The organism is uncultured Tenacibaculum sp., assembly GCF_947498805.1.
Lineage (GTDB): Bacteria > Bacteroidota > Bacteroidia > Flavobacteriales > Flavobacteriaceae > Polaribacter.
Genome location: NZ_CANMLT010000003.1, coordinates 429,428 through 453,632, shown reverse-complemented (window position 1 = coordinate 453,632; position 24,205 = coordinate 429,428). Strand labels below are relative to the sequence as shown.

The following is a 24,205-nucleotide window of genomic DNA, read 5'->3' as shown; positions in this document are numbered from 1 at the left end:
TCCACGTGGAACTGATATAAAAAAATGAGTTTATATAATACAGTTTATGATGTTATTGTAGTAGGAGGTGGGCATGCTGGTAGTGAAGCAGCAGCAGCTAGTGCTAATATGGGGGCACACACCTTACTTATTACAATGAACTTACAAAATATTGCTCAAATGAGTTGTAATCCTGCTATGGGTGGAATTGCAAAAGGGCAAATAGTTCGTGAAATAGATGCCTTAGGTGGTTATAGCGCAATTGTAACTGATAAAACAGCTATACAGTTTAAAATGCTTAACAAATCTAAAGGACCTGCAATGTGGAGCCCGAGAGCTCAATCTGATCGTATGCAATTTGCTGAGTGCTGGAGAACCATGTTAGAGCAAACTGAAAATTTAGATTTCTATCAAGATTCTGTAAACGGTTTAATCTTCGATGGAGATAAAATTACAGGAGTTAAAACAGCTTTAGGATTAGAAATAAAAGCAAAAACTGTTATTGTAACTGCTGGTACTTTCTTAAATGGATTAATTCATATTGGTGAAAAAACTTTTGGAGGTGGTAGAGCAGGAGAGGGTGCTTCAACAGGAATTACGGAAGACTTAGTTGCAAAAGGTTTTGAGTCTGGAAGAATGAAAACAGGAACTCCTCCACGTGTTGATGGACGCTCTTTAGATTATTCTAAAATGACAGAGCAACCTGGTGATGATAACCCAGAAAAATTCTCTTATTTACCGACTACAGAACGATTAACTAAACAACGTTCTTGTTACCTAACTTATACCAATCCTGAAGTACATGAATTACTTCGAGAAGGTTTTGATCGTTCTCCAATGTTTAATGGTAGAATCAAATCTACTGGACCACGTTATTGCCCTTCTGTAGAAGATAAAATCAATCGTTTCGCTGAGAAAGAACGTCATCAAGTATTCGTTGAACCAGAAGGATGGAATACCGTTGAAATATATGTAAATGGTTTTTCTACTTCATTACCTGAAGATATTCAAGACAAAGCAATCCGATCTATACCAGGTTTTGAAAAAGTAAAATTCTTTAGATATGGGTACGCTATCGAATACGATTATTTCCCACCAACACAATTAAAACACAACTTAGAAACTAAGTTAATTGAAAACTTATTCTTTGCTGGACAAATAAATGGAACAACTGGTTATGAAGAAGCAGCTGCACAAGGATTAATGGCAGGAGTAAATGCTGCATTAAAAACTCAAAACAAAGAACCATTTATATTAAAAAGAAGCGAAGCTTATATAGGTGTTTTAATTGATGATCTAATTACAAAAGGTACGGAAGAACCATATAGAATGTTTACCTCACGTGCAGAATACAGAACTCTTTTAAGACAAGATAATGCCGATATTCGCTTAACTGAACAATCGCACGCTATTGGTTTAGCAAAACAAGATCGTTTAGATCGTGTCATCGAAAAGAAAAATAAAACAAATTCATTAATCAAATTCATAGAAGAATTAAGCATTAAAAAGGAAGAGGTAAACCCTATTTTAGAACGTAAAAACTCTGCTCCTATTAATCAATCTATGAAACTAGTTAAGATCGCTTCAAGACCTCAAATTGATTTTTCTGATTTATTAACTATTCAAAAGTTAAATTCTTTTATCCAAGAAAACAATATTGATTCAGAAATCATAGAACAAGTAGAAATACATTTAAAGTATTCTGGATATATAGAAAAGGAAAAAGCGAACGCTGATAAATTAAACAGATTAGAAAACGTTCCAATCCCATCAAGCTTTGATTACAGTAAAGTAAAATCACTTTCATTTGAAGCAAGAGAAAAGCTAAGTAAAATTCAACCTACTAGTATTTCACAAGCTAGCAGAATAAGTGGAGTATCACCAAGCGACATATCTGTATTATTAGTTTATATGGGTAGATAATAAAAAGCAATATTTGCAAAAAAATAAAAACGTTCCATGTGGAACGTTTTTATTTTTTACGTAATATTGTACTATAAAAGAATTGTATGTTCCATGTGGAACATATTAAAAAAATCAACCGAACTTGAACAACCAAAAAGAGCTCTACAGAGATTTAAAACCTTTGTTGAACTGTATTGATTATACCGTTAGTAAAGAAAGCTATGAAGTGATGTATAATCAAACCTATGATTTACTCGTCACTTCCCCAGTACCTTCAAATCTTGATAAATATTATCAAAGTGAATTATATATTTCACATACTGATAGTAAAAAAACTTTATTTGATAAAGTATACCAACTTGTAAAAAATTACTCACTCAAAAGAAAGTTAAAACTTATTAATTCATTTAACACTCAAGAAAAAGTAATACTCGATATTGGAGCAGGTACCGGAGACTTTTTAAAAACTTGTGCATCTAATAATTGGAAAACCATTGGTGTTGAACCTTCAAAAAAAGCAAGAGAAATTGCACTTACAAAAGGTATCCAGTTAAAAGAAAATTTAGATGCCATAGAAAATCAAAAGTTCGATGTTATAACTTTATGGCATGTTCTCGAACATGTACCTAACCTATTCGAATATGTATCTATGCTCAAAAAACTTTTAAAACCAAATGGCAAACTAATTGTTGCCGTTCCAAATTATAAAAGTTACGATGCTAATTATTATAAAGAACATTGGGCTGCTTTTGATGTACCTCGTCATCTTTGGCATTTTTCAAAAACAAGTATCTCTAAAATATTTTCCCAATATGATTTCATACTTGAAAATATTCTACCGATGAAATTTGATTCGTATTATGTTTCTTTATTAAGTGAAAAATATAAAAGCGGTAAATCAAATCCGATTAAAGCTTTTTGTTTAGGTTTTATTTCGAATATAAAAGCCAAAAAAACCAAAGAATACTCTTCTCACATATACATACTTAAAAAAGAATAAAATACTTATTTTAACAAGATATAAAGCCGTTTCACTATATAAGTAGTAGAAATACCTTTCTAAAAAAAGAAAACCTCTTAAATCGCATATTTAAGAGGTTTTTATATAAGTTATATTTATTTAAAACTATATTTACAATAATTTTTATTTATTTAATAAAAATACTGTAAAAATCGAAATTACAAAGTAAACTGCCAAGGTCATCGCTCCAGCATAATCCTTTGCCAACCTTTGTCCGATTAATAAGAAAATCAAAGTTACTGCAGAAAGTTCAGCTCCAATTAATGCCATCTCATGATTACCTGTTGTTGCTAAATGGAAAATTCCAACAAACATTAATGCTCCTGCCAATAATTCTAAAACTAAAATTACCGCCAATAATAATGGTACCATATTTTTCAACGGTGAATTTTTAAAATGCCCTTTTATAAATGATAAATTTCCATTCCAGTCAGTAACTTTATCGATACCCGATTGTAAAAAAGTAACGATTAAAAATAACAATGCTAAAATTTCAGTAATGTGTTTTTGTATAAGTTCCATATAATTGATTTTTAGCAAATATAAGTTATCTGTATGTTAGTTGTAACATTTTCTAAAAATTGCGTCTTATACGATATATAAGCTATATATTTAAAGAAAAATTACTAACTAATAAAAAATTAACACCATGCCTATTTTAATGTATCCATTAATTTTCTTCGGAATTATTGTTCTATTATCTTCTTTCTTTATTGTGAAGCAACAAACTGCTGCTGTGATTGAAAGATTTGGTAAATTTCACAGTATTAGACATTCGGGTTTACATTTAAAAATTCCTTTAGTTGATAGAATTGCTGGAAAATTGAGTTTAAAAATTCAACAATTAGATGTTATTGTAGAAACGAAGACATTAGATGATGTATTTGTAAAGTTAAAAGTTTCTGTTCAATACAAAGTTATTAGAGACAAAGTGTATGAAGCGTTTTATAAGCTAGATTATCCGCACGATCAGATTACTTCATATGTATTTGATGTTGTACGCGCAGAAGTTCCTAAAATGCGCTTAGATGACGTCTTTGTAAAAAAAGATGATATCGCAATTGCTGTAAAATCTGAATTAAACGATGCCATGATGGAATATGGTTATGACATTATTAAAACTTTAGTAACCGATATTGATCCTGATTCGCAAGTAAAAGAAGCTATGAACCGAATTAATGCTGCTGAACGTGAAAAAGTAGCTGCTCAATATGAAGGTGATGCACAGCGTATTTTAATTGTTGAAAAAGCAAAAGCTGAAGCTGAAAGTAAACGTTTACAAGGACAAGGTATTGCAGATCAGAGACGTGAGATTGCACGTGGTTTAGAAGAGTCTGTAGAAGTCTTAAACAAAGTAGGTATCAACTCTCAAGAAGCTTCTGCTCTAATTGTAGTAACTCAACATTATGATACTTTACAATCTATAGGTTCAGACACCAATAGTAATTTAATATTACTACCTAACTCACCACAAGCAGGTAGCCAGATGTTAAATGATATGGTTGCTAGTTTTGCAGCAAGTAATCAAATAGGTGAAGCTATGAAAGAAGCCAAAGCCAAAAAGAAAAACAACGAATAATAACAATTTATATACCACTTTTTAAAAACCTGATTTTTCTATTTCAGGTTTTTTTTATTAACTTAATTACCGAAATTATGATAATAACAACCACAAACACCATTGAAAACAAACCTGCTCAACAATACCTAGGAATTGTTACAGGTGAAACAATTATTGGAGCTAACTTTATAAAAGATTTTTTTGCAGGTATTAGAGACATTGTAGGAGGTCGATCTGCATCCTATGAAAAAGTACTAAGACAAGCTAAAGAAAGTGCTTTAAAAGAGATGCAAGATAGAGCTGTTCAACTTGGAGCTGATGCTATTGTAGGAGTTGATTTAGACTATGAAACTGTAGGTCCAAATGGTGGAATGCTTATGGTTACTGCATCTGGCACAGCTATTAAGTTTTAATACCTTATACAATGTGATAGACAACATAATAAAATGGTTGAATAAACCCTATTACTCACCAATTTATAGCACTTATAATATAATTATAAGTGTTGTATTTGGTTTAATAGTTTCATTATTTCTAATCGTCTTTCAACCCTTTCGAATACACCTTTTAGGAGAAAATCTCGTTCTTTTTTGTTTTGGGTTTGGTGCTATTTCAACCTTTTCTATCATTCTTATTTTATATTTCTTACCTAAGCTATGTAAAAACTTTTTCAATCCTGAAACTAGAACAGTTTTAAAGCAATTAATTTTACTCAATATTACTGTAATTACAATAGGTAGTATTTCCTATCCTTATAACATATACATAAGAAAAAGTATTCAACAAGAATATATAGCAGGCTATTTCAAAATACTTTCATATTCTTATGCAATTGGATTTTTTCCTATTTTATTTTGGCTTTATTTCGATGAACTAGAATTACGTAGAAAAAGAAGAAAAACTTCAGCATACATTAATCAACACAATCATTTTAATACTAACATAATTCAAGAAGAAGCACTTTTCTCTTTTACTTCTTCACAGTCTAATAATGATATAACGATTGATATTAATAAGCTTATATACATAAGCTCTGAAGGAAATTACGCAAGTTATTTTATTGATGAACCAAATGGTGTGAAAGAAATTCTTTTTAGAACAACCCTATCTAAAATAGAGCAAGATTTAAAAGATTACAAAAATATTGTCCGTTGTCACAAATCATTTATAATTAATACACGATATATCAGTGAATATTCAGGTAACGCAAGAGGTTATCTTATAAAAACAACCAAAACAGATTTTAACATTCCAATATCAAGAAGGTTCTCTAAAAATGATTTAAAAGATTTTTTAACTTATTAAACTTCCCATTCGTCACTTTTAAACCCTATTCACTTCCTATTCATAACAAAATCAACTATTTAAATAAATTAATTATTAGTTTAGTTCCAATGAAAAAATAATGGATTTCGGGGGACTTTCATTATCTCTTTAAAAAGACAAAAGCTCAGATCTATAGTAGATCTGAGCTTCTTATTTTATGAATAAGTATATTACTACTTATTTATTTTCTTCTATTTTATCGTCTCCTTCAGTTTTACTGGCATCTTTAAATTCTTTGATACCTGAACCTAAACCTCTCATTAATTCAGGAATTTTACGCCCTCCAAATAGTAATAAGACTACTACTAATATGATGATGATTTGATATCCACCAGGTATTCCTAAAAATATTGTATTTGAAATCATTTTCTTGAATTTTAACGCTACAAAGATACAAAATTAACTTCTGTGTTCAATAACTCCACCAATTACTTTTTTATCTTTTAAAACCTCTGGTTCTCCTTTATAAAATATACTTCCTCCAAAAGATACTTTTGCATCTAAAGTTTCACCAGATTGCACTTCTACTTTAGCACCAGAACCTGCCTTAACAATACATGAATTGGAAACCATCATATTATAACCATGATAAGTTCCTCCTAAATTTGCATCAACAGTTTGGTTCTTTGTATCTCCAGAAAGCTTTATAACCCCTCCAGAAGAGGTTTTTACCTTTAAATGCTTGGTATTTACCACAAGATTAATAAAAGATCCTTCCTGAGCCTTAATTTCAATCTTTGGTTGTTCAAATCCTTTTCCAGTAATAATAGCTCCTTCATTTCCATCAATAGTAGCAATAGCCTTTTTAATAAATAATTTAGCTTTTACCTTACCTTCAGCCATTGTTTCAGGAAATCTTAACGATATTTTTAGTGTATTATCGTTTTGCTTTATTTTTACTTTTTCTGCTTTTTCACCGGTTATAACAAGTTTCTGTTCTTCTGATTGAATGATTTCTAATTCAATGCCGTTATATACTTTAAGTTCAGAAAATTCTCCTAATTCTTTTGTTATTGTTGTTTGCGCATTTAGCAATGACGCTAATAGAAACAAACTTATAAAAACCACTTTTTTCATAATATATACATTTAGTAGTAGTACTAAGTACTACTACTATAAAGACTATTTTCTTTTTTTATTGTTGCAGTTTTAAAATATTAATGAGAAATCAACTCAAAATCGAGATGTTTACGTTCTAAATCGGTGTGTTTAACCTTAACAACAACTTCATCTCCTAATTGTATAATATTCTTATTTGCTTGACCAACAGCCGCATATTGTTTCTCATCAAAAATATAGTAGTCATCCTTTAAATCTTTGATACGAACCATTCCTTCACATTTATTAGATTTAATTTCTACATAAATTCCCCATTCTGTAACTCCAGAAACCACTCCTTCAAATTCGATATCTTTATGATCTTGCATATACTTAATTTGCATATACTTAATAGAATCTCTTTCTGCTTTTGATGCTAATTCCTCCATTTTTGAAGAATGTTTACAACGTTCTTCATAAATTTCAGCTTTTGGTGTATTTCCTCCATCTAAGTAATGTTGTAACAAGCGATGTGTCATTACATCAGGATAACGTCTAATAGGAGATGTAAAATGTGAGTAGTAGTTAAAAGCCAATCCATAATGGCCAATATTCTGAGTTGTATATTCAGCTTTACTCATAGATCTAATAGCTAACGTTTCTACCATATTAGCCTCTGCTTTACCATGAACATCGGTTAATAACTTGTTTAAACTATCAGATGTTTTTTCACGAGTTTCAGTATTGATTTTATATCCAAACTTACTTATAATATTCTGTAAAGACTGTAACTTTTCAATATCTGGTTCATCATGAACTCTATATACGAACGTCTTATTTGTAGGCTTTCCAGCTTTAAATCCGATAAACTCAGCAACCTTTCTATTTGCCAATAACATAAATTCTTCAATAAGCTTATTAGCATCTTTAGCTTCCTTAAAAAATACTCCTATTGGATTAGCTTCTTCATCTAAATTGAATTTTACTTCCACCTTATCAAAAGAAATTGCTCCAGCTTTCATACGTCTTTTACGTAATTTCTTAGCCAGTTCATCTAATTTTAAAATAGCTTCTACTATGTTTTCATCAACTTCATATTCCTGTTCAGTTAATGAAACTTCTTGTGGAACAATATTGTTTTTATTTTCAATAATAGCTTGCGCTTCTTCATAAGCAAAACGCTTATCTGAATACGTTACTGTTCTACCAAACCATTGCTCTACAATTTGTGCTTTTTCATTAATTTCAAATACTGCTGAAAATGTAAGCTTTTCCTCTTCTGGTCTTAAAGAACATACTCCGTTACTTAGCATTTCTGGTAACATAGGAACCACTCTATCAACCAAATATACAGATGTAGCTCTATCGTAAGCTTCATCATCTAATTTTGTTTTTGGTTGTACATAATGCGAAACATCGGCTATATGAATTCCAATTTCATAATTACCATTTTCTAATTTCGTAAAAGACAGCGCATCATCAAAATCTTTAGCATCTTTTGGATCTATGGTTAAAGTTAAATCATTACGCATATCACGTCTCTTACTAATTTCATCTGTCGTGATTTCAATTGGTAACTGAGAGGCTTCTTCTTCAATTTCTTTAGGAAATTCATAAGGCAATCCATATTCTAATAAGATAGAATGTATTTCTGTATTATGCTCTCCTGGTTTTCCTAAAACTTGTGTAATTTTACCAAATGGATTCTTTGAATTATCTGGCCAATCTGTAAGTTTCGCTAGTACTTTATCTCCATGTTCTGCATCACCAAGCTTACTTTTAGCAATAAAAATATCAGCATACATCTTTTGGCTATCTGGTAATACAAAACCAAAATTTTTACTCATTTGTAAGGTACCTACAAATTCGTTTTTAGCTCTATCAAGTACCTCTACTACATCAGCTTCAAGCTTTTTACTTTTTCGTTTTGTATATACATAGGCCTTAACAGTATCATTGTGTAAACCTCTATTCAAATTTACAGAAGGAACAAAAATGTCGTTCTCAAAATCATCACTCATAAAATAAGCGTTTCCATTTGACGTAACATCTAAGGTACCAATATGATAATTTCTCTCTTCGTTAATTTGATATTTTCCTCGATCTGTTTCTACTATTTTCTTTGAAGCTGTTAGCTCAACTAATTTCTGAAGTATCTGGGTTTTTCCATCGGTATCAGAAATTCCCATTTTAGCTGCAATTTGTTTGTAGTTATAAGATTTCTCTGAATTCTCATTTAAGATTTTGAAGATATTCCTCGTTAAATCTTTAATTATTTTTCCTTTTTTCTTATAAATTTTCTTCTTTCTTGTCATTAAATCTTTCGTCTTAAATATTTGGTTAGCAAAGTACAAATAAAATCATTCACTCAACTATTAAATAACTGTTATAAATTCTATTTTGTACATTGGCAAACTTTTTATCATTATATCACTTATGAACAACTCATGGTTTGTTATTGTAAATCCAAACGCGGGAAATGGAAATTTTAAAAAATTATGGTCGCAAATTCAACATGAATTAGCACATCATAATATTGTTTACGAATTTGAATTTACAACACATCATAAACATGAAATTGAACTAGTTCATAAAGCGATATCAAAAGGATATTCACAAATTATTTCTTGTGGGGGCGATGGTACTTTGCATCATGTTGTAAACGGAGTAATGAACCAGGAACTTATCAACAGTAATTTAATCACTTTAGGAGTTATTCCTCTTGGAACTGGTAATGATTGGATTAAAACTTATGGTATATCAAAAAATATTCATGAAGCCGTTCAACTTATAAAAAATCAAAACACTATATATCAAGATATTGGTCATTTACAACTTGAAAATACTAGTTCGTATTTTAATAATGTAGCTGGAATTGGATATGATGGATATGTTGTTAATAAACTAAACAATTTAAAAAAATTCGGACCCATTGCTTACCTAATAAGTGGTATTTCTGGGTTACTTTTTTACAAAAGAATGCCTTTTAAAGTAGTTATTAACAATAGTACAATTGAAGATTATTGCTTGATGACATTGTTTGGTATTTGTAAGTATTCTGGTGGTGGTATGCAACTAACTGATTATAAAAGTAGTAACGATGGGTTCTTTGATATCACCTTTGCTAAAAATCTTACTTTTAAAGATTTAGTTTTCAATATAAAAAAACTATACAACGGTAAAATTGTTACGCATAACAAAGTTGAAACTTATTTAACCGATAAAATTTCAGTGATACCAACTACAAAAGATACCGCTTTTATTCAAGCAGACGGTGAATTAATCGGTACCGGATCAATAGCCGTTTCTATTGTTAAAAACGCAATACAATTTGTTATTCCGTAATACATAAAAAGGTAAAATATTATAATATTAAACTTTTTTCTTACCTTGTATGGTAAATAGTTTAATATGAGTAACTTGCCATTTATTAACACTATTATCGGGCTTGCTTTAATACTATATATTTTCTTTGTACGACACAGTTTAGGGAAGAATAAAATAGCAAAGTTGGCCATCATTGGGGTTGTTTTAATTTTTACTTCCTCTTCTATAGCTGAGTATATCATAAGTGAATATGGAACATTACGCTATAACATTTTTATCTTTTTAGCTATTATACTCTCTCACTTTACTGGTTACTTCTTTTTGTTATTTGTAAAATCCCTCTCCAACTCTTTTGAAAAGATTAAAAGAATCACAGTTATTACCATTGTAATAACAATTGTTAGAGTGGTTTTCTTTGTATTAATAGAAGATCTGTTAATAAAAGTAGATGCATCAGGAATACGGAATTTTACAAACCCCGATTTTAAATTATTTGTAATACTTGCTGATATTGATGAATTTATCATGTCTTTTTACAATTTAATTCTAATCATTTTAGCCTATAAAACTTTAAAAAATATTCCTGTAGTTATTGATCTGAAATCACATAAGTCTCTCTATTACAAATGGGGAAATATCATATTAACATTTTCAATTATAGTTTATAGTTTACTATTTATCAACACTATATTACTATCTTTTAATAGACAAAATCTAGATTTAATCATTAATGTTGAAAACGTGATTCAATCTATATTTTTTGTCTTTTTAAGCTTATCCATGATGTACTTTCCTGTATTTGCTTACACTGGAAACTATGAAGATCTCTCTGAAGAAGAAAAAGAAAAATATAAAAGCTCTGCATTATCTGATTCTTCTGAATTGTTTAAAAAAATTGATCAATTGATCAAAGATGAAAGGTTATACTTAGATTCTGAATTAAAAATGGATAAAGTTTCTAAAAAACTCTCTAAACCAATACCTTATATATCTCAAGCTATTAATGAGAACACTCAAAACAGTTTTCCAGATTATATAAATTCTTTTCGAATAGCAGAAGCAAAGAAAAGACTACTTGAAGAAACTCCAGATACCATCTTTGCTATTGCATTAGACGTAGGTTTTAACAATAAAGCTACTTTTTACAATGCTTTTAAGAAGAATACAAGCATGACACCAACAGTTTACAGGAAGGAATACTTAAAAAACTAAAAAGGTTGACATCTTAAGGGGAATGTCAACCTTTATATTAATAAGGGGAAAAGTGAAATATTGATATCTTCTCTGTGGTAAATTTATACAACCAATAGTTTTTAGTAGTCAAGTTTTATAAATAAAATTAAAAAATGAGTCAAGTTTTATAAACTTATACGATTCTGTTAAAAAAAACTTAAGAAAACTGTAACGTTTGTTAAATTTATTCGTCTTTACTATATAGAAAGGCATTATAAATGAAAAACTTACGTAAAATAATAGCTTTATTTTTATTCATTTTTATAGCAGGTATCGTAGTAACTGCTGTAAGCATTAATGCTACCTTAAACAAAAAGAATCCTACAGAGGCAGAAACAGTAAAGGTTAAGGACACTTTACATTTAGTAAAAAGCTTAAAAAAAACTAAATCGGCCTAAATTACCTACTTTTAAAACTTACTTACTCAAACACAATTTTAGAAACTAATTTTCATTTTCGATCAAAATTAGTGCATTCTCAATTTTTGAAAATTAACTGTTATTAACATATTATATTATTAATAAAAAAGATTTTAAAAATTTAAAAAAGAATATGATTGTTATTATAGCTTGTGAATATGTAGAGTAAAAAATGGATTTAATATTTGTTTTTTTCAGTTATTAAAAAATAATAACAAGTTATCAGTCCAATAAAAAGCTAAAAATCAACTATAAAATACAGTTATTAACAAAAGTTATAAACATTGTTCAACATGTTTTATTGAATAGTTAATTAGAATTTCACTGTAAATAAATTGTAAATTTTATGTTGATAAATGTTCATTAAAAACTCAAAAAAAAAGTTGCATAATTAAAGTGAGTTCTTGTATTGTAAATTTTATGTAAATAATCAAATATTTTTTTAAAAACATACGATTAGTTCTTAACATTATATTGATATGAGTTAATCCGTTATTATACAAGAGGTTATTAAGGACTACAAAAAAAGCATTGTTAATTACTGTTGATAACCGTTAATAACTGTATTTTTGTAGCTCACAACTAAATTAAAATCAACAAATTATGACAATTGCTATTGGTAATGACCATGCAGGTACTGAATACAAGTTTGAAATCGTTCAACTTTTAGAGGAAATGGGCCATAAAGTGATCAATTTTGGAACGAATACGAATGATAGTATGGATTATCCAGATACGATTCATCCTACTGCAGAAGCAGTGGAAACAGGTCAGGCAGAAATGGGTATTATTTTGTGTGGAAGTGGAAACGGTGCGCAAATGACTGCTAACAAGCATCAAGGGGTTAGAGCAGCATTATGTTGGAATAACGAATTGGTTGAATTAACACGTCAACATAATAATGCAAACATTTTAACGATTCCTGCTCGTTTTGTGTCTTTACAGCAAGCTTTAGGTTTTGTAAAGGTATTTTTAACTACTGAATTTGAAGGAGGAAGACATGCTAATAGAGTGAATAAAATAGCATGTGACTGTTAATATGAATATAAAAGTAAAAACATTTCAAGAATTAACAACTTCAGAACTATATGATTTACTTCAATTACGTTCTGAAGTTTTTGTTCTAGAGCAAGACTGCGCATATCAAGACGTAGATGGTAAAGATAAAGACGCATTGCACGTTATTGGGCTAAAGGAAGATAAAACGGTAGCTTATACACGCATTTTTGATGGCGGGTATTATTTTGATACACCTAGTATTGGTAGAGTAGTAGTAAAAAAAGAGGAACGTAAGTATGGTTATGGACACGATATTATTAAAGCTTCTATTAAAACTATTGAGGAAGTTTTTAACAATTCTAAAATAACGATATCAGCGCAAGTGTATTTGAAAAAATTCTATGAATCTCATGGATTTGAAAAGATAGGTGAAGAGTATTTAGAGGATGGAATTCCTCATATAAAAATGATAAAAAAATAAAGGCTGAAAATTTTCTCAGCCTTTATTTTTAAGAAGTTATTTGTTTTTGATCTTCATCGTCTTCTTTATTACCAAAGAAGAATCTCTTTACAGCTGCAAAACCTCCAGCTAAAGCAACCAGAATAACTTTCCAAAATTTTAATATCACTGCAAAAAATCCTGCTTTACTTAATAGTTTTCCAGCAATTAAACCTGCAATACCATATGCTGCAACTTCATCCATTTCTGGATTGAAATCGGCATATTTATTTCCTTCAGTAAAAGATACACTATTTAAAATTTGATTTACATCTTTGTTAAAAACAGGAAGCACATCAATAGTACCTATAGCATTTAAGTTTAAATATCCTCTTCTACCTAATACACGTATATTATAGTTTAAAGTGTTTATTTCTTCTCCTTCAAATTTTATTTCTTTAGCCCAATGTAGTTTTTTATTTACTTCATCATAAAAAGGAGCAGATGCCCATCCTATTAATTCCATTGTAGGATATCCCAAATTCTTTCTTTGCGAATTAGAAGCATTTGTATCTTCTTGCATTTGATTTAGTAAATCATCATAGTTTAAATCTTTTGCATCTTCATCATTGATGTATCCATCATCAGAATACGTAATTTCAACAGCATAGGTGAAATTTTCGTCAATAGGATTGATGTCTTTTGGAAATAACATTCCTAATACTTCTGAAGGAGGATTTCCCCATAAATCAGTAAGAACTACAGCACTTTGTTTAGCATCTAAAAACTTGTAACCTTCCGGAACTTTAATTTCAGCTATTCCATTATCTAAAGAAACAACACCTTCTTGATAAGTAAATGATTTATTAATACTATCAACTTGTTGAATGTATTGTTCTTCTGAAATTTGTAAGGTATCATTTTCTGTTTCTTGAGAAAATGATAAAAATTGCGTGCATAGCGCAATTGAAAAGATAAGTATCTTTTTCATAGTTAATTGATTTTTAAAATTTATAGCAGTGCAATAATACAAAAATCAATGAAACATTAATTATAACAATTTTTCAACTTCTATAACCTCTCCAGATTGTAGGTTATTTAGAAGTATATTGCCAATACGAATTCGTACTAATCTCAAAGTAGGAAAGCCTACAGCAGAAGTCATTTTACGAACTTGTCGAAATTTACCTTCGGTTAAAGTGATGGAAATCCAAGAAGTAGGTCCATGACGATCGTCGCGTATTTTTTTAGAACGCTCTGCAAAATTTGGGGTATTTATTCGTTTTACTTTACAGGGTTTTGTAATGTATTTTTTTCCGTGAATACCTATTTCAATACCCTTGGTTAATTGATGAATTTCTGTGGTGGTAATTTGACCGTTCACCTGGACATAATATTCCTTTTCAACCTTTCCTCTTGTAGTAATAAAATCACTTACTTTTCCATCGGTTGTTAATAACAATAATCCTTCTGATTTTACATCTAATCTACCAATTGCCATCGTGCCTTCAGGAAAGGTAAAATCTAATTCACCCAATAGTTTTTTCTTTCGTTTTGTTTGATTGTTAATAAACTGAGAAAGAAAACCATAAGGCTTATGAATAATAAAATGTCGGTGCATTTGCATAGATAAAAAATAAGGAAAACAAAATTACAAATATTGAGCAGTAAAAAGCTAGTAAATAACGGGGAGTTTTTCATACCTTAGCAACTCTTATTTTTTAATAACAATTAGAACGTTTTATGGCAGTAGATAAAGAAAAAGAAGCGAAACTAAAAGCGCTTCAACTTACGCTAGATAAGTTAGATAAAACTTATGGAAAAGGAACAGTAATGAAGTTGGGTGATACCCAAGTAGATGATGTAGATGCCATTTCTTCAGGATCTTTAGGATTAGATTTAGCATTAGGAGTTGGAGGATATCCACGTGGAAGAATTATAGAAATATACGGACCAGAATCTTCAGGTAAAACTACCTTAACTATTCATGCAATTGCTGAAGCACAAAAAGCAGGAGGTATTGCTGCGTTTATTGATGCAGAACATGCTTTTGACCGTTTTTATGCAGAGAGTTTAGGAGTAGATGTAGATAACTTAATTATATCTCAACCAGATCATGGTGAGCAAGCTTTAGAAATAGCTGATAACTTAATCCGTTCAGGAGCTATTGATATTGTAGTTATCGATTCTGTTGCTGCTTTAACACCAAAATCTGAGATAGAAGGTGAAATGGGAGATTCTAAAATGGGTCTTCATGCTCGTTTAATGTCTCAGGCATTACGTAAATTAACGGCAACAATTAGTAAAACTAACTGTACTGTTTTCTTTATTAACCAATTACGTGAAAAGATTGGAGTAATGTTTGGTAACCCAGAAACGACTACTGGTGGTAACGCTTTAAAATTCTATGCTTCTGTTCGTTTAGATATTAGAAGAAGAACTCAGATTAAGGATGGAGATAGAGTTATTGGTAACAGTACTAAGGTTAAGATTGTTAAGAATAAAGTAGCACCACCGTTTCAAACTGCTGAATTTGATATTATGTATGGAGCAGGAATTTCTAAAGTAGGAGAAGTACTTGATATTGGAGTGGAGTACGGAATTATTAAGAAAAGCGGATCTTGGTTTAGTTACGGAGATACAAAATTAGGACAAGGTAGAGACTCTGTTAAAGGATTAATTAAAGATAATCCTGAGCTAATGGAGGAACTAGAAAATAAAATAAAAGAAGCTATTGAAAATCAAGATTAAGTAATTTAAATTAAAAGTTAAACTATTACTATTTTGAGGAGCTGTTGATTTATTTCAACAGCTTTTTTTTGTTTTCAAATATCAGTAAATCAATATTTTATGATTATACTTTATTAACTAGTTTAACAATTTTAGACATAAAATTATCTAATCATAATATTAAATTATCAAGTAAAAATAAGAGGTGGTTTTTAAATATAAATTGCAAATAATTAACAATTAACTAACCCTTCTTATGAAACAAATTAAAACATTTTTTGTATTAGTTTTTATAACTTTTACAACGTCAATTTTTTGTCAAGAGACAGATGCTCCCTTAAGGTGTGAAACACCTTCTAGAGAAAATTATTTTTCAAATAACCCTAAAGCTTATATAGAAGCAAAAAAACTAGAAGATTTTACCAAGAAGTTTATTGAAGAGAAAAAGAAAGAAACAAAAAATGCTTCTGGAAATTTAGTAAATAGATCATCTAAATATGTAATACCTATTGTATTTCATATTTTCGGAACCGATTTCGTTGGTAAACAAGTAGATGATGCCTTAGTAAAAGATGCACTGAAGAAAACCAACGAAGATTTTAATGGTTTAAATAACGATTTTAACGATGTTTCTAATCAATTTAAACCACTAAGATCAACTTTAGATATTGAATTTCGTTTAGCAGAAATAGATCCCAATGGTAATCCAACTACAGGAATAAATTACTATACAAACAGAGCAGGTTTTGGAGCAGACAATATTTATGATGAAGAGATAGCAAAATTTGCTTGGGATAACTATAAATACTTCAATGTGTATATCTTATTAGATTTAAAGAAAGATGGTAAATTAAATCGTTCTGGAGTTGCTTGGTATCCAAATAAGGATCAATCGGATAGAAATGTAGCAAGAGCTGTTTTTAATGGAAGATATTTAGGAACAAACAGTAATGAAAATTTTAGAAGGATATTAACACATGAGTTTGCTCATTATTTAAATTTAGCGCACACATTTGAAGGAGGTTGCTCAGGAACAGGAGATAATGTAAATGATACACCGGCAACAACCGTAAGTCTAGAGTGTCTTGTTACTCAAGAAAAATGTCCAGGAGCAGGAATACCAAACTCCGAAAATTTTATGGATTATACCGATTGCTATAGAATGTTTACTATAGGACAAGTTCAACGAATGCAAGCAGCTTTAGAGTTTTCAACAAGAAAGCCATTGTGGCAAACTTCAAATCATGTAAATGTTTTTTCTCAAAACTCAAATGAGCCAAAATTGTACTATGACTTTACCACATTTACGGAAAGTTTTGAAAATAATGGGGCTATAGGAGGAAATAGGGAAGTGAAGATTCGATTAGAAAACGGACCGAAATTTTCAACTATAGGGACTTTATCAAATTCTGCATTTACGGTTGAAAATTTACCTCAAGGTTTATCAGTACAAATAATTAGTTCTACAGCTACAGAAGCTACGGTTAAATTATTAGTAAATGCTGGAAATCATTCAAAAGAAAATGATATTAGAAATCTAAAACTAACATTTAATAACACAGCATTTTTAGGATTTAATGCAACTAGTATTAAAGGATACAGCAAACCAGATTTAAGAATCGAGTTTAACAACCCATATGAAAGTAGTTACCAAACATTTGATGAGCTAAGACAAGTTTCTGTAGATGGTAATAGTTTTATTTCATTTGGAATCAATCCAGAAGAACAAAGACCTAGATATGAGTTGTCTATTGATAATGAAAGGATTATGTTTGGTTTTGATGCAGGTACAAAACATGTTGCCGTAAATGCTAATAAACAAGTATTATTAATAGAAGAAGGAACTAACATTGGAAGCAATTTAAATTGGGATCATAATGATTTAGATAGAGTTTTAGTGGATGATTCTTATCAAGTATGGAAAGGAAAAAGAGGTTTTGTTGGACTAAGAATTGAGCGGGCAGAGTTCCCTGGTAAATATTACTATGGATGGGCTAGAGTAGAGGTTTCTTCAGATGGGAAAATAGCACAGTTTATAGATTATTTTTCTCATAAAAATCCTGATGTTCAGGTTAAAGCGGGGGTCTCAGACAAACCTGTTATAGCATTGTCAAAACCTACTTTTTTTGAACAAGAAACAAATACTGGAACTTTCGCTGAAGAAATAGATGTTATTTTAGAAGGCTCTGCTGCGTTTACAAATCAAAATTTAATTGAAGGAATTCATTATACAGCAAGTAATTTACCAGCAGGATTAAGCGTTGATATTCAAAAAATAAATAGTCAATTAGCAAAATTAAAATTGGTTGGAACAGCAAGTTCACATGTTAAAGGAGATGGTAAATTAGTTAAACTACAATTTAATCAATCTGCTTTTAGTATAGTACCAACTAATAGAACAAGCTTTAATGTTCAAATACGATTTTTTGATCCTTATGGAATAACTTATATAAATACAGCAGGGTTATTACCATGGATAAATAGTGGTTTAAACAATAGATGGGTATATGTTGATACTGATTTTGATTTTGGAGATAATTCAAGATATGCAGTAACACATTTTGTGTCTAATTCAGATGGAAAAGAGTACGTGTCATTTAATGGTAGAGGAAAAGGTTTTACTATGGATGCAACAACATTTCACCCAGAATCATTGAATGTTGGTAGTCAAGTAGGCGTATCAAATAATTTTGTTTCTACCGGTTATGGAGTAAATAGAGCGCCTAGACTAGCAGGTTTTAATGTGCCTCATAATGGAAATACAGTATACACAGGACTTCGATTTAGAGATAGAGCAGGAAGATTGCATTACGGATGGGTTAAATATGAATCTAAAAATGGAGCTACCGAAGCTAGAATATTAGCAATTGCATTTAATAGAACACCTAATGCATCAATAACGGTTGGTGAAACTCCAAATGACTATTGTTATGCTGCAGCAAATATTAACGAAAAGTATGATAATTATTCTAACTCTATTGGAGAATTTAATTTTGAACAGTTTACTCAAGTATCTGATTTCCCAGAAAATTATACTGATTTTTCAAGTAAATTAATAAAGGTAAGACCAGGTAAGAATACGTTTTCAATAAAAAATGGAGGGATTCGAACATCAGAAACAGATAGAGTAGGGTTATGGATTGATTTAAATAATGATAAGGATTTTGCTGATTCGGGAGAACAAATTCATATTTCGCAAGCCATTCCTGCTGGAAGTGAATACGCTTCTGAAGTGGATTTACCTAATGTAGATGGAACCTATAGACTTAGAATAATTGTAAAAAATGAAACTGAAGCCGATAATCCTCAACCTTCACCTTGTGATTTCTTTTTACATGGAGAAGTAGAAGATTATACAATAAACATTTCAAATGCTAATCCTATTCATCCTATAGCCAAATTTGATATGGTAGAGAGCATTTCTGCGAAAGGACTTTTACAAGTTACAGATACATCTTTAAAAGAACCAGATACTTGGAATTGGACATTTGAAGGAGGTGTTCCTTCTAGTTTCAATGGTAAGGAGCCTCCTGCTATATACTATGAAAATGAAGGAACTTTTAAAGTATCATTAACCGTAAAAAGAGGAGAAATTTCAGATTCTTATGAAGAAGAATTAATAGTTACTCCTCATCCAACAAATTACTGTTCAGCTACAAGAAGAGGAAATCATACGAATAGAGGAGATATTACAAAAGTAGTTTTTGGTGATATAAATAATAGTACTGAAACTGGAGGTTCTGGGTATGGAGATTTTACAAGTTTATCAACAGGCTTAGTAGAAGGACAAACATATCCGATTGAAATAACAACATTTAAACAACTCGTTGTATCTGCAACCGCAGGAACCAATTTGGTTGTTTGGATAGATTGGAATAGAAATAATGAATTTTCAGAAGATGAAATTGCATTTGAAAGAAAAGCTTTAAGCTCAGATACTGATACTTTTATAGCAACAGGAAATATAACAGTTCCTAGGATATATTCAAATGGAAATTCAAGGATGAGGGTTATAAGATATTATTCATTTGATGAGAATGATAAACCAAGATGTGGAGAAATTGCAGAAGCAGATATTGAAGATTATACCGTAAGTTTATCGGGAGTAGTGGTAACTCCACCAGTTGCTAATTTTGAAGCTGATAAAACCATAATAAATGAGGGAAATTCAGTTAGTTTTACAGATACATCCACCAATCAACCAACTACTTGGAACTGGGTTTTTGAAGGAGGAACTCCATCAACATCTACCAATCAAAACCCTTCAATTGTTTACAATACACCAGGTACTTATAAAGTAACACTTACAGCTGGTAATTTAGGAGGAAATAATTCAATAGTAAAAGAAAACTTTATTACGGTAAATCCATCAAGCACTGTTACTTATTGTGAATCATCAGGAGCACGGGTGCAATACGAATGGATAGCAGGAGTAAAAGTTGGAGATTTTGAAAATAACTCAACTGGGAGTTTATATTCAGATTACACCAATCAAGTAATACCCCTAGTAAAAGAAACTGCTACTTCAATTACTTTAACACCTGGTCATTCAGGATCGGCATATAACGAATATTTTAAAGTGTGGATAGATTATAATCAAGATGGAGTATTTGATGCAAATGAGGTTGCCTTTGATGCTGGCTCAGCATCGAATACCGCAGTAAATGGAACAATTACAGTACCAAGTGGAGCTTTATTAGGAACAACAAGGATGCGCGTATCTATGAAGTATAATACCTCTCCAGATGCATGTGGGAGTATAGGTGATGGAGAAGTAGAAGATTATACAGTGAATATTTTGAATAATACAAACCCTAATCCAATTACCTATTGCGAAGCATCAGGAACACGAGTACAATATGAATGGATAGCAGGAGTGAAAGTTGGAGACTTTGAAAATAACTCAACTGGAGCGTTATATTCAGATTACACCAATCAAGTAATACCCTTAGTAAAAGAAACTGCTACTTCAATTACTTTAACACCTGGTCATTCAGGATCGGCATATAATGAATATTTTAAAGTGTGGATAGATTATAATCAGGATGGAGTATTTGATGCAAATGAGGTTGCCTTTGATGCTGGATCAGCATCGAATACCGCAGTAAATGGAACAATTACAGTACCAAATGAAGCTTCATTAGGATCAACAAGAATGCGCGTATCTATGAAATATAATTCTTCTCCAAATGCATGTGGGAGTATAGGTGATGGAGAAGTAGAAGACTATACAGTGAATATTTCAAATACAATAGTTCAAAAAGATGTTTTTAAAGAAACACTTAAAAAAGATAATACAACAATTATTTACCCAAATCCTGTAAAGACAGGCTTTACACTTTATTTAGGATCTAAATATGTTATTAAAAAAAAGAATATAAAATTGAGTGTTTTTGATGTTACTGGAAAACTCTTAAATGAAGTAAAAAATCCTACTAGTAAAAAGGTGAATTTTAATATCGCTTCTTTTAAAACGGGGGTATATTTAATAAAAATTGAACAAGGACAAATTAAAGAATATAGAATGTTTATCAAGGAATAAAGGTGTAATCAAAACTATTATAAAAAAGATCTAATAATTTTATTAGATCTTTTTTGTTTTTAAATTGTCAATTTAAGACAAAAGCAAACCAACCTCATCATTTTACATTTGTAGCATGGAAACAAAAGAATTTTATAAGAACCGGTTACAACAAGTAGTTTCCTATTTAAGAACCCAATACAATGAAAAGATTTCCATTGAAAATTTAGAAGAGCTCTCTAATTTTTCATACAGAAATCTGCAACGTATTTTCAAAGCACACTATAATGAAACTATAGGAGCTTATGTTACAAGAGTAAAAGTAGAGAGTAGTGCTAAACTTTTATTATTTACTAATAATGACATTAAAGAAATAGCAGAGAAAGTGGGCTATGCAGATGTACAATCATTTAGTAAATCTTTTAAAAAGCATTTTGGAATTACTCCTGCAATTTATAGAACTAAAAAAGAAGAACTGTTTAAAAAACATTCAAAAGAAATCACAATCATGCCTTTTTTTGAAGACAGAATAGCTGTTTTAGAAACTAAAAAAGTAGTGTATAAAACATTTAAAGGAGATTATTATAGTACTAAAATTGATGAGGTTTGGAATCAATTAATAGATGAAATTAGTCAAGAGAATATTGATGTAGATACGTTAGAATCATTTGGAATTATTTGGGATGAACCAATTATTTCTGAAAGTATAACGTATAATTATGACGCTTGTTTAGTCATTGAAGATATACTTGAAATTCCTGATGGAAAGTTTAAAATTAAAACAATTCCAAGTCAAGAATATGCTGTATTTACCCATATTGGAAACTATCATTCTATAAGTAAAACCTACGACAAAATTTTTGGTAGTTGGTTGTTCTCAACAAATAGAGAAATATCTGAAAAACCTTTTTTAGAGTTTTATACAAAACACGAGTCTCATACAGAGAATCCTAATGAATACGAAACAGAAATTTATGTACCTTTAAAAGGTTGATTTTTTAAAATCGACATTAAAATGAAAAAAATGAAGTTAGTTGTTATTTTATTAAGCATCATTTTATCTACTAAATCATGTACTAAAAAAGAAGAAATAGATGTACATGGACAAGGAAATAGTACTCAAAAACTGTACTTCAACGGAAAAATTTACACAGTAAATGACAAACAACCTTGGGCAGAAGCACTTATAATACATAAGAATAAAATTGTTTTTGTTGGGACGAATACCGAAGCTGAAAATCAACTAGAAAAAGGAGCGGAGAAAATTGATTTGCAGGGTAAATTAGTGCTTCCTGGTTTTCATGATGTACACATGCATCCTATGGAAGTAGGATCTACAACTACCGTTTTTGAATTGAATGAAGAGGAAGACAATGCAGAGAATTATATTACAGCTATTAAAAAAGCTGCGAGAGAAAATCCAAATCTAGAATGGATAATAGGGTTTGGACATTCTATTGGAACCTTATTGGAAGCAAAGAGAAACCCGTTAGATATTATAGATGAAGCTGTGTCAGATCGTCCTGTAATTATTATGGAACAAACCTCACATTCTATGTGGATAAATTCAAAGGGATTAGAACTGGCTGGTATTACTAAGGATTCAAAAAATCCACAAGGTGGAATTATAATGAAAGAAAAAGGGGAGCTGCTAGGTATTTTAATTGATAATGCTGGAGATGTGGTTTTTCAACAAGCAGTAGCTGCTCTAAATGATGCAAATGGAGAATATGATGGTATGGTGAATTATGTATTACCAGAATTAGCAAAACATGGTATTACTTCTGTTTCTGATGCAAGAACCTATTGGAAAAGAGCGCAACATAAAACCTGGAAAAATTTAGCAGCAGATAATAAATTAACGGCACGTTTTAATTTAGGTTTATGGGCGTACCCTACAGCAAATGATGCTGCACAAATAAGTTCTCTAAAAACATTGTTTTCAAATAATGAAAATAGCTTTTTAAGAATTAATCAAATTAAATTGTATTCAGATGGAATAACGCATAATACAACCGCAGCGTTACATTCTAATTATAAAGAAGATTATTTTGGCTTGGCGACGAATAATGGCTTGAATTATTTTTCTCAAGATAGAATTGCAAAATACATTCAAGAATTAGAAGCAGTGGGATTTGATTTTCATATACATGCTATTGGGAATAGAGGAGTATCGGAAGCTTTGAATGCAATTGAACAAAGTGGAACGGTAAAAGGAAGACATCGTTTAACGCATGTTGAAATGGTTGATATAGCAGATTTAAATAGATTCAAGAAATTAAATGTTACCGCAGATGCGCAAGTAGCAGGTGCTTTTACACAACCTCATCACTGGCATGAAAATGATTATTTACTAGGAAGCGCTTTAGCCAACAATTTAGTACCAATTAAATCTTTAAAAGATGCTGGGGCGAGAGTAACTTTGAGTAGTGATTGGAATGTGAGCTCGTTGAATCCGTTTATAGGAATCCAAAATGCAGTTACAAGAGCCCCTCAAAATATTTCATTAGCAGATGCAATTAAATCGTATACTATTAATGGAGCATATGTAATGCGTCAAGAAAATAAAGTAGGATCTTTAGAAGTAGGAAAATTAGCAGATTTTGTTGTTGTGGATAAAAATATTTTTGACATTCCTATAAATCAAATAAAAACGGCTAAAATTGTAAAAACGATTTTTAACGGAAAAGAAATTTATAAAAAGTAA

At 30.4% G+C, this 24,205-nt stretch carries 20 protein-coding genes; 14 read left to right on the top strand and 6 right to left on the bottom strand.

The window, feature by feature from the left end; translation table 11 throughout:
* Positions 1-24 precede the first annotated feature (24 nt).
* Both mnmG and Q0873_RS07940 read left to right on the top strand, forming a co-directional pair.
* The gene (gene mnmG / locus Q0873_RS07945; protein ID WP_299105782.1) at positions 25-1,902 is read left to right on the top strand and encodes a tRNA uridine-5-carboxymethylaminomethyl(34) synthesis enzyme MnmG; all 1,878 of its coding nucleotides are present in this window, start codon (positions 25-27) and stop codon (positions 1,900-1,902) included.
* A gap of 124 nt (positions 1,903-2,026) precedes the next feature.
* Positions 2,027-2,884 carry a class I SAM-dependent methyltransferase gene (locus Q0873_RS07940; RefSeq protein ID WP_299105780.1) on the top strand — a complete coding sequence of 286 codons (858 nt, stop codon included), beginning with the start codon at positions 2,027-2,029 and terminating at the stop codon, positions 2,882-2,884.
* A gap of 144 nt (positions 2,885-3,028) precedes the next feature.
* Here the strand turns inward: Q0873_RS07940 and Q0873_RS07935 are convergent, their stop codons facing one another.
* Complete coding sequence (locus Q0873_RS07935) at positions 3,029-3,427, bottom strand: DoxX family protein (RefSeq protein WP_299105778.1); 399 nt, start codon at positions 3,425-3,427, stop codon at positions 3,029-3,031.
* A gap of 127 nt (positions 3,428-3,554) precedes the next feature.
* Here Q0873_RS07935 and Q0873_RS07930 point away from each other — a divergent pair, with 127 nt between their 5' ends.
* The 3 genes from Q0873_RS07930 to Q0873_RS07920 all read left to right on the top strand — a co-directional run bounded on the left by Q0873_RS07930 (position 3,555) and on the right by Q0873_RS07920 (position 5,771).
* Positions 3,555-4,484: an SPFH domain-containing protein gene (locus tag Q0873_RS07930; RefSeq protein ID WP_299105776.1), complete on the top strand. Its 930-nt coding sequence runs from the start codon at positions 3,555-3,557 to the stop codon at positions 4,482-4,484.
* 77 nt (positions 4,485-4,561) lie between these two features.
* Entirely contained in the window at positions 4,562-4,879 is a 318-nt protein-coding gene (locus Q0873_RS07925; protein WP_299105774.1) for a heavy metal-binding domain-containing protein, read from the top strand.
* A 13-nt stretch (positions 4,880-4,892) separates the two neighbouring features.
* The gene (locus Q0873_RS07920; RefSeq protein WP_299105772.1) at positions 4,893-5,771 is read left to right on the top strand and encodes a LytTR family DNA-binding domain-containing protein; all 879 of its coding nucleotides are present in this window, start codon (positions 4,893-4,895) and stop codon (positions 5,769-5,771) included.
* Positions 5,772-5,969: 198 nt separating this feature from the next.
* Here the strand turns inward: Q0873_RS07920 and tatA are convergent, their stop codons facing one another.
* The 3 genes from tatA to rnr all read right to left on the bottom strand — a co-directional run bounded on the left by tatA (position 5,970) and on the right by rnr (position 9,145).
* On the bottom strand, positions 5,970-6,158 hold the full coding sequence (gene tatA, locus Q0873_RS07915) for a twin-arginine translocase TatA/TatE family subunit (protein ID WP_299105769.1): 189 nt from the start codon (positions 6,156-6,158) through the stop codon (positions 5,970-5,972).
* A 33-nt stretch (positions 6,159-6,191) separates the two neighbouring features.
* A complete protein-coding gene (locus Q0873_RS07910) occupies positions 6,192-6,869 on the bottom strand; it encodes a head GIN domain-containing protein (RefSeq protein WP_299105767.1) in 678 nt (225 codons plus the stop codon).
* Between the two features lie 80 nt (positions 6,870-6,949).
* A complete protein-coding gene (gene rnr, locus Q0873_RS07905) occupies positions 6,950-9,145 on the bottom strand; it encodes a ribonuclease R (protein WP_299105764.1) in 2,196 nt (731 codons plus the stop codon).
* Positions 9,146-9,266: 121 nt separating this feature from the next.
* On the opposite strand from rnr, the gene Q0873_RS07900 reads away from it, so the two are divergent.
* The 5 genes from Q0873_RS07900 to Q0873_RS07880 all read left to right on the top strand — a co-directional run bounded on the left by Q0873_RS07900 (position 9,267) and on the right by Q0873_RS07880 (position 13,289).
* A complete protein-coding gene (locus Q0873_RS07900; protein ID WP_299105762.1) occupies positions 9,267-10,175 on the top strand; it encodes a diacylglycerol kinase family protein in 909 nt (302 codons plus the stop codon).
* A gap of 66 nt (positions 10,176-10,241) precedes the next feature.
* Entirely contained in the window at positions 10,242-11,369 is a 1,128-nt protein-coding gene (locus Q0873_RS07895; protein WP_299105760.1) for a helix-turn-helix domain-containing protein, read from the top strand.
* A gap of 239 nt (positions 11,370-11,608) precedes the next feature.
* Positions 11,609-11,788: a hypothetical protein gene (locus Q0873_RS07890; protein WP_299105757.1), complete on the top strand. Its 180-nt coding sequence runs from the start codon at positions 11,609-11,611 to the stop codon at positions 11,786-11,788.
* Positions 11,789-12,412: 624 nt separating this feature from the next.
* A complete protein-coding gene (gene rpiB / locus Q0873_RS07885; protein WP_299105755.1) occupies positions 12,413-12,847 on the top strand; it encodes a ribose 5-phosphate isomerase B in 435 nt (144 codons plus the stop codon).
* A gap of 1 nt (position 12,848) precedes the next feature.
* Positions 12,849-13,289: a GNAT family N-acetyltransferase gene (locus Q0873_RS07880; protein WP_299105753.1), complete on the top strand. Its 441-nt coding sequence runs from the start codon at positions 12,849-12,851 to the stop codon at positions 13,287-13,289.
* Between the two features lie 28 nt (positions 13,290-13,317).
* On the opposite strand, the gene Q0873_RS07875 is transcribed toward Q0873_RS07880, so the two are convergent.
* Together Q0873_RS07875 and Q0873_RS07870 are read right to left on the bottom strand one after the other, a co-directional pair.
* Positions 13,318-14,238, bottom strand: coding sequence for a DUF2167 domain-containing protein (locus Q0873_RS07875; RefSeq protein ID WP_299105751.1), 921 nt, complete (start codon positions 14,236-14,238; stop codon positions 13,318-13,320).
* Between the two features lie 60 nt (positions 14,239-14,298).
* Entirely contained in the window at positions 14,299-14,868 is a 570-nt protein-coding gene (locus Q0873_RS07870; protein WP_299105948.1) for a pseudouridine synthase, read from the bottom strand.
* 122 nt (positions 14,869-14,990) lie between these two features.
* On the opposite strand from Q0873_RS07870, the gene recA reads away from it, so the two are divergent.
* From recA to Q0873_RS07850, 4 genes are all read left to right on the top strand, one after another.
* Complete coding sequence (gene recA, locus Q0873_RS07865) at positions 14,991-15,998, top strand: recombinase RecA (RefSeq protein WP_299105749.1); 1,008 nt, start codon at positions 14,991-14,993, stop codon at positions 15,996-15,998.
* A gap of 235 nt (positions 15,999-16,233) precedes the next feature.
* On the top strand, positions 16,234-21,519 hold the full coding sequence (locus Q0873_RS07860) for a GEVED domain-containing protein (RefSeq protein ID WP_299105747.1): 5,286 nt from the start codon (positions 16,234-16,236) through the stop codon (positions 21,517-21,519).
* Between the two features lie 115 nt (positions 21,520-21,634).
* Positions 21,635-22,492 carry an AraC family transcriptional regulator gene (locus Q0873_RS07855; RefSeq protein WP_299105745.1) on the top strand — a complete coding sequence of 286 codons (858 nt, stop codon included), beginning with the start codon at positions 21,635-21,637 and terminating at the stop codon, positions 22,490-22,492.
* Positions 22,493-22,522: 30 nt separating this feature from the next.
* A complete protein-coding gene (locus Q0873_RS07850) occupies positions 22,523-24,205 on the top strand; it encodes an amidohydrolase (RefSeq protein WP_299105743.1) in 1,683 nt (560 codons plus the stop codon).

Coding starts and splice junctions, on each gene's coding strand:
- Q0873_RS07880 (WP_299105753.1), top strand. CDS start 12,849: ATGAATATAAAAGTAAAAACATTTCAAGAATTAACAACTTCAGAACTA.
- mnmG (WP_299105782.1), top strand. CDS start 25: ATGAGTTTATATAATACAGTTTATGATGTTATTGTAGTAGGAGGTGGG.
- Q0873_RS07925 (WP_299105774.1), top strand. CDS start 4,562: ATGATAATAACAACCACAAACACCATTGAAAACAAACCTGCTCAACAA.
- Q0873_RS07850 (WP_299105743.1), top strand. CDS start 22,523: ATGAAGTTAGTTGTTATTTTATTAAGCATCATTTTATCTACTAAATCA.
- Q0873_RS07935 (WP_299105778.1), bottom strand. CDS start 3,427: ATGGAACTTATACAAAAACACATTACTGAAATTTTAGCATTGTTATTT.
- Q0873_RS07875 (WP_299105751.1), bottom strand. CDS start 14,238: ATGAAAAAGATACTTATCTTTTCAATTGCGCTATGCACGCAATTTTTA.
- Q0873_RS07930 (WP_299105776.1), top strand. CDS start 3,555: ATGCCTATTTTAATGTATCCATTAATTTTCTTCGGAATTATTGTTCTA.
- rpiB (WP_299105755.1), top strand. CDS start 12,413: ATGACAATTGCTATTGGTAATGACCATGCAGGTACTGAATACAAGTTT.
- Q0873_RS07900 (WP_299105762.1), top strand. CDS start 9,267: ATGAACAACTCATGGTTTGTTATTGTAAATCCAAACGCGGGAAATGGA.
- Q0873_RS07870 (WP_299105948.1), bottom strand. CDS start 14,868: ATGCACCGACATTTTATTATTCATAAGCCTTATGGTTTTCTTTCTCAG.
- Q0873_RS07910 (WP_299105767.1), bottom strand. CDS start 6,869: ATGAAAAAAGTGGTTTTTATAAGTTTGTTTCTATTAGCGTCATTGCTA.
- Q0873_RS07890 (WP_299105757.1), top strand. CDS start 11,609: ATGAAAAACTTACGTAAAATAATAGCTTTATTTTTATTCATTTTTATA.
- Q0873_RS07855 (WP_299105745.1), top strand. CDS start 21,635: ATGGAAACAAAAGAATTTTATAAGAACCGGTTACAACAAGTAGTTTCC.
- Q0873_RS07860 (WP_299105747.1), top strand. CDS start 16,234: ATGAAACAAATTAAAACATTTTTTGTATTAGTTTTTATAACTTTTACA.
- tatA (WP_299105769.1), bottom strand. CDS start 6,158: ATGATTTCAAATACAATATTTTTAGGAATACCTGGTGGATATCAAATC.
- recA (WP_299105749.1), top strand. CDS start 14,991: ATGGCAGTAGATAAAGAAAAAGAAGCGAAACTAAAAGCGCTTCAACTT.
- Q0873_RS07895 (WP_299105760.1), top strand. CDS start 10,242: ATGAGTAACTTGCCATTTATTAACACTATTATCGGGCTTGCTTTAATA.
- rnr (WP_299105764.1), bottom strand. CDS start 9,145: ATGACAAGAAAGAAGAAAATTTATAAGAAAAAAGGAAAAATAATTAAA.